Annotated in this window: 1 protein-coding gene and 1 pseudogene; one reads left to right on the forward strand and one right to left on the reverse strand. The window is 59.7% G+C overall.

Annotated features, from left to right (window positions below; all coding sequences use genetic code 11):
* Positions 1-187 precede the first annotated feature (187 nt).
* Complete coding sequence (locus tag OQK_RS01030) at positions 188-712, forward strand: SET domain containing protein (protein WP_016770725.1); 525 nt, start codon at positions 188-190, stop codon at positions 710-712.
* Positions 713-721: 9 nt separating this feature from the next.
* On the opposite strand, the pseudogene OQK_RS01035 reads toward OQK_RS01030, so the two are convergent.
* Positions 722-906 (reverse strand): annotated as a pseudogene (locus OQK_RS01035) (carbonic anhydrase); the annotation flags it as partial.

A 906-nucleotide genomic window follows, 5' to 3' on the forward strand; every position in this document is an offset into this window, starting at 1 on the left:
CACCCGCTCTGTAATCGCTGCCGGAGCCCCCGTGTCAGCCAATGCTGACGCGGGCCAACGGTGATCGCGCCTGTCAGGTTTGACAGTAGACCGGTACCTTCAATTGCGCGACGCTTGGATCCAATCATGCTCCGCCTGGCGAGGCATGGGCACAACCCGGAGGCAACACTCAACAACAAGGATCGTTATGAACAATCAAGCCATGGGCCGGCACCTGCCGCGCGACACAGAAGGCATCTATCCGTTCGCCGGACTTCCGGTGCGGCTGGGCTTTCCATCCTGCGACGACTTCCAGATCATTCACAACGAACGAGGCGTTGCCACGGCAGTGGTCGCGCGCCGTGAGTTTCTGCGCATCAGCCGAATGTGCCGGGTTTCCGGGCAATTGCTGCCCTATCGCTGTCGACAGACCCGTCAGCTGCAAACCGGCATTCACGTTTACGATCCGCGCTTTTGCGGGGTGTTGGAACACGCCTGCGACCCGAATGTATTTCTCGACATGAGCGAATTGTGGCTGTGGGCCTTGAAAGATATCCACAGCGGCGAACATCTGAGCATCGATTACGCATCGACCGAAGACAAACTGCTACGCCAGTTCGCCTGCGATTGCGGTTCGTCGCGCTGCCGTGGCTGGATCACCGGTTACGACGAACCACCCACGCCTGAAGGCCAGCGCTTTTTACAGCGCTGGCGGCATCCAGGCCGAAGCTGAAAGCTGCGGTTACGGCGCGCCGACCGGACGCAAACGGTATTGCGGCGGCAACTGTTCGAAACCACTGATGGTGGTATTGAGACTTTTCCAGCGGCCATCCTTGATGCCGTAGATGCAGCCGTGGATCGACAGCGGCTGCCCGCGATGCCAAGCGTTCTGAATGATGCTGGTGTGCGCGACGTTGGCCACTTGCT

This window comes from Pseudomonas sp. R62 (assembly GCF_000257605.1).
GTDB classification, from domain to species: domain Bacteria; phylum Pseudomonadota; class Gammaproteobacteria; order Pseudomonadales; family Pseudomonadaceae; genus Aquipseudomonas; species Aquipseudomonas atacamensis.

Excerpts from the sequence above, each read along its gene's own strand:
- OQK_RS01030 (WP_016770725.1), top strand. The coding sequence starts at position 188 with ATGAACAATCAAGCCATGGGCCGGCACCTGCCGCGCGACACAGAAGGC.